This window comes from Rhizobacter sp. P2_H3 (assembly GCF_056403355.1).
On record NZ_JBFUFQ010000321.1, the window covers coordinates 1 to 5,138 of the forward strand.

The window sequence follows — 5,138 nt, forward strand, 5'->3', positions numbered from 1 at the left end:
CACGCCGTTCAAAGCATCGAGGGAGCCGCAGCCAACAGCTATGGCTTCGATGCGAACGGGAACATCGCGAGCGCGACGGCGGGCAAGTACCGTGGGATCACCTTCACCGGCTTCAACCTGCCGGACAGCCAGACAGGCGTGCAAGGGCCAGCAGGTGGCCCGAGCTATGTGTGGAGCTACGACGAAGACCACGCGCGCATTCGGGAGGTGCGGACGATTCCGAGCGGCACCAACGCCGGCACAAGAACGACGTGGTACCTGCATCCGGACAACACCGGTGGGCTGGCCTTCGAGAGCGAGGTCAATGCGCCGACGATGCCGAGCGCAGCCAATCCTGCGGTCACGAGCAATCGCCACTACCTGAGCGCGGGTGGCCAGAGCCTCGGCGTGCTGGTCACCACCGGCGCACTGCCCACGCTCGGTGCATCACAGACCGCACCAGCAGTGCAGTCCAGCATGGCAGCAGTGAAGCTGGAGTACTGGCACAAGGACCACCTGGGCAGCATCGCGGCGACGACCGACCATAACGGCGACGTGACGGCCCGCGATGCGTACGACCCGTTCGGCAAGCGGCGCTTCGCCAACGGCAACTACGACGCCGCAGGCACTCTGGTGATCGACTGGAGCCCAACCGTCAACGGCGGCACGGACCGCGGCTTCACCGGCCATGAGCAGCTCGACGACATCGGGCTCACGCACATGAACGGGCGCATGTACGACGCGTCCATTGGGCGTTTCCTGTCCGTCGACCGCGCGGTGACGCAGCCCTATGAACTGCAGAGCTACAACCGCTACAGCTATGTGGAGAACCGGCCACTGAACAGCACGGACCCGAGCGGGTGGAATCCGAATGAGCTGACGCAGAAGAAATGGAGTTGGCCGCTGCCGTTGCCGGACCCCGAGCAGCATCCGTCGCAGCCTCCGCCGCTGCCGCTGCCGAAGCCCCAGGAAATGAAGGAAGTGAAAATCACTGGCAATGGAGCAGTGAATCCCGGCTGCACCGGTGCGTGCCTGACCGTTCTCAGGGCGGAGATTGACAAATACAACAAGCGAATGCTCGCGGGCGGCTACGTGCGGTCACTGATGGGCGGCTCGCTGGTCATGCAAAGGCCGAAGCCTGTTGTGGTGCGACTCCCCAGCCTGACTCCTTTGCAGCTTTACGCGCTTCTCGCCGGGGAAACTCTGGTGTTGGTCCAAGAGGCGACTGAGATTCCTGGAAGCAGTACGATGGCCGGGCCGTATGCGTTCTTGCAGCAGGCCGCTGATGGACTATCGACTGGGGCAAATAGCGCAAGCCTGCCACCGGGTGGGCCGGACGAGGATGGCGGCGACAACTCGAAGCCCAAGCGAATCACCAACGAGAAGCACCATCCCAACTCGAGAAGTCCCGAGCCGAAGAATGTCGATCAGCTCTACGAGAACTCGGTCGTCGACAAGAATGGTGTCCGATGGGCAAAAGACGCGGATGGCACAATCCACCGCTTCTCGAAGCCTAGCAATGGCGAGACGCATTGGAATGGATCGACTGGTGGGGTTGACCCCATTCAGCCGAAGAATATTCCAGTTGAAATTAGAAGGCTGCTTGATTTCAAAGGTTAATCACTATGATCGTCGGAGATCCATCGGTACTCGCCATCGAATCGAGCATTACTCAGCCATATGAGCGTCTCAGTAGCCGTGCGCTAGGCTTTTTTATCATCCACGTCGATGGTAAGAGCTATGGTGTTCGTTCGCCGGAAGCCACATTGCTTGCCAGCTCATTCGATGCCGTGAGGCGTCGAATTGCCAGGCGCGGAGGGCACCGCGCCGTCTTCGGTTCAGAGCCGAATGCAGCCGAGCTCGCTACTGCTGTACAAGCGGCGATGTATGACGAAGATCGTCAGGACGACAACTTCTTTGGCATGTCGGCAGACGTCCTGCGAGACGTATTGGCATCCAATGAAATCGTATGGGCTCCTGATGGAGATGCAGCCTTCGATGATGGAGGGCATGTTCTCCAGTTCGATCAAGGCGACAAGGTTCGCTTGATTGCCTTCAAGAATGCCAGTCCACAAGAAAATATTGCGAGCACGCTAGCTCAAATCTGGATGGATGCCGGCCAGTTCTATGAGCTGCTAGACCGGTGGCAACGCCTCTTCGAGGCTGAGTGGGTTGCTGCCTTGAAAGGGGCGATCAAGCATTGACGGCCAAATCTCATCGGCATCTGCAAGGCTGGGCCGCCAGGAAGCTTGGTCGGTGCAAATGGAATCTTCGGACCACCGAAGAACAGTGGCGGTGGCCAGAGTATTGACATACCAGCAAACGGGAGCAGACCTCATGAAACCCTTCATTACCCTAAATTGATGTCAAACGGGAAGAGGTTCTTCGGCTATCAATGCAAAGCAATGGATGGCAAGTCTCTTGGAGATCTGTTCAAAGGCCTGCGACTGGTCACGTACGTTTTACCCGAGGGGCACACGCTGCGGGCGGCGTGGGAGTCAGCGTTCATCTTTAACACCGGAGCCGTGCTCGAGTTTTCCTCTGCGTGCACGCAGGTTGTTGATTGGCAAGAAGTCGGCAGTCTCAACATTCGCCTGACCCATGGTCCAGTGGAAGGCGCAGCCATGACGTCTTGCAGCGGGAATGAGAGTTCATTCGAGGCGCTCGAGATCATTGCGGTTGAGAAGGTGATCTACGAAGACGAGGATGTCGTGGTCGAATGCGGGCTTCTGCTCCGCGGAGTGAACGGCGAAGAAGTCATCGTTGCTGCTGGAATCCCTCCCGGTTCGGTCTCGATGCAGATGCCGTGCTCACCTGCGGAGTTGTTTGAGTCGCAGTTCCCGTTGTCTGCGTGTAGGCGCGAAGCTGTATGACGAGCGGTGCAGTGGCGTAGGTTGCTCCAAGGCGATCATGAAATGAAGGCATGACCATGACTCGAACCTACCAGTTCGTACTTCCTGCAGAATTCGATGCGCGCGCGGAATATGAGGCTGAACAGCGTGGCCTGCTCGACTACGTCAAGGTCCGCTTTGAGGCCGGTGCTACTTACAGCGTTTGTTTCTTCACTCCATCGCGCATTGCGGTGGGGCTGGACTTCATTCGCGAGGGGGGCGAAGCATGTATGGCCGACCCGGGAATGATCGTTGTGCCAACCGTGACCAGAGGTGAAATGGAGAAAGCCGTTCAGTACTTGACCTCGTCGAACTACTTCAGACGACTTCTTCCTGACACTTGACGCAATTCGGCGCGTCGGGCGCTTGGGCGTGAGCGCCTCGTGCTCAAGTTCTGGTAAGCATCCTCAGCTCGGCACGCACTGCACGCAACCAGGGTGCCGAAGGCCGTGCGATCGCGCCGCGCCCGTAGCGCTGCGCATCGAGCGTGCGCAACAGCGTGGCCAGTGGCGCGCCCCGCGGCCCGAAGCGCGCCTCGACCGCTGCCGCCAGCCCGCGCGGCGTGTCATGCGGCAGCGCCACCAGCCCCACCCGCTGCAGCGCGGCGCGCAGCTGCCGCGCCTGCCGCTGCCACGRATCCTGCCGATGCCGGTCCCACCATGCCCAGCCGGCGCCCAGCAGCGCCAGCGTGCTCAGCGCGCCGATCAGCAGCAGCGCCAGGTCTTCCCAGCTCGGCGAGCTGAAGCCCAGGTTCTTCAGCAGGTCAAGCTGCTGGCCGCGCGAGTAGTTCAGCACCCACTGGTTCCAGCGGTTGTTGACGGATTCCCACGCGCCGCGCAACTGCGCCAGCAACTGCGGGCTCATCGAGCCGAGCGCACCCGCCACCAGCCCCGGTTGYGGCGCGAGCCGCGTGCTGCGCGCGACGCGGTCGGGCGCCACCGCGGCCGTCGGGTCGGCGCGCACCCAGCCGATGCCCTCCTGCCAGTACTCGGCCCAGGCATGTGCCGAGCTCTGGCGCACGATGTAGTAGCCGTCCACCGGCGCCGGGTCGGTGCCCTGGTAGCCGGTGACGACCCGCGCCGGCACGTCCATCGCCCGCATCACGACGACGAAGGCGGCAGCGAAGTGCTCGCAGAAGCCCAGCTTGCGGTCGAGCCAGAACTCGTCGACCGTGGCCCGCGGGTTGGTCTCGCCGTACACGCCCGGCGCGAGCGTGTAGCTGAAGCCGTCGCCGGCGATGTGCTGCAGCACCGCGCGGGCCAGCGTGCCCGAATCGGCGCGCGCGAGATCGGGCCGGTTCATGAACTGATGGGTCCAGGCGATCGTGCGCAGGTTGTAGCCGGTCGGCAGCTGCACGAACTCGCGCAGCTCGTCGCCGCGTTTCAGCGGGCCGTGCTGGAAGCGCGTGTGGGCGACGGCCGTGAAGCGCAGCCGCTCGGTGACCGCCCGCTGCGTGCGCCACGACAGATCATCGCGGCGCGACACCGGCAGGTTCTCGATCGGCTCGACCTCGGTGGTCGCCTCCAGCAGCGGCAGCAGCGGCAGCCGCAGCGGTTCGAGCGTGACCTCGTAGCGGTATGCCGGCCCGTCGGTGCGCAACGCGCCGCGCAGCGGCGGCGCGAACTCGGAGCGCACCAACGGTCGCCATTCCTCGCCGTCGTAGCGCGCGAGCACCGGGCCGCGGAAGTACATCGATTCGGGCGGCGGCACCGGCCCGAGGAAGCGGATGCGCATCGCGACGCTGTCGTCCTGCGCGACCTCGGCGACCGAGCCCATGCGCATGCTGTTGGACAGGCCGGTCTTCGACAGGCCGTCCTGCGGCACGCCCCACAGCGGCCCCAGGCGCGGGAACATCACGAACAGCAGCACCATCACCGGCGCGCCCAGCGCCGCGCTGCGCAGCGCGAGCCGCGCCGCCTTGCGCAGCTGCGGCTGGCCGACCGGCATGTGCGCGAGCACCAGCGCGGTGAGCAGGCCCCACACCGACAGCAGCATCGCGGCCGCGACCGGCAGCGACTGCGAGTACAGGAAGTGCGTCAGCACCAGGAAGAAGCCGAGGAAGAACACGACGAAGGCATCGCGCCGGGCGCGCAGCTCCAGCGTCTTCATCGCCATCAGCACCACCGCGAGCGTGATGCCCGGCTCCTTGCCGAGCAGCGTGCGGAACGAGAACAGCGTCAGCCCGACCGCGAGCGCCAGCAGCCCGGCGCGCGCCCAGCGGCCGGGCAGCGCCGCGCCGGTCAGCGCGACGCGGCCGCGCCACAGCAG

At 63.9% G+C, this 5,138-nt stretch carries 5 protein-coding genes; 4 read left to right on the forward strand and 1 reads right to left on the reverse strand.

Annotated features, from left to right (window positions below):
- From AC1D1T_RS29850 to AC1D1T_RS29865, 4 genes are all read left to right on the forward strand, one after another.
- The coding region (locus AC1D1T_RS29850) for an RHS repeat domain-containing protein (protein WP_477993071.1) at window positions 1–1,599 on the forward strand (1,599 nt) is incomplete at its 5' end.
- Between the two features lie 5 nt (window positions 1,600–1,604).
- Window positions 1,605–2,183: an Imm42 family immunity protein gene (locus AC1D1T_RS29855; protein WP_477827423.1), complete on the forward strand. Its 579-nt coding sequence runs from the start codon at window positions 1,605–1,607 to the stop codon at window positions 2,181–2,183.
- Window positions 2,184–2,384: 201 nt separating this feature from the next.
- Complete coding sequence (locus AC1D1T_RS29860; protein ID WP_477827424.1) at window positions 2,385–2,852, forward strand: hypothetical protein; 468 nt, start codon at window positions 2,385–2,387, stop codon at window positions 2,850–2,852.
- A gap of 56 nt (window positions 2,853–2,908) precedes the next feature.
- On the forward strand, window positions 2,909–3,214 hold the full coding sequence (locus AC1D1T_RS29865; RefSeq protein ID WP_477827425.1) for a hypothetical protein: 306 nt from the start codon (window positions 2,909–2,911) through the stop codon (window positions 3,212–3,214).
- Window positions 3,215–3,257: 43 nt separating this feature from the next.
- Here the strand turns inward: AC1D1T_RS29865 and AC1D1T_RS29870 are convergent.
- The coding region (locus AC1D1T_RS29870; RefSeq protein ID WP_477993072.1) for a transglutaminase TgpA family protein at window positions 3,258–5,138 on the reverse strand (1,881 nt) is incomplete at its 5' end.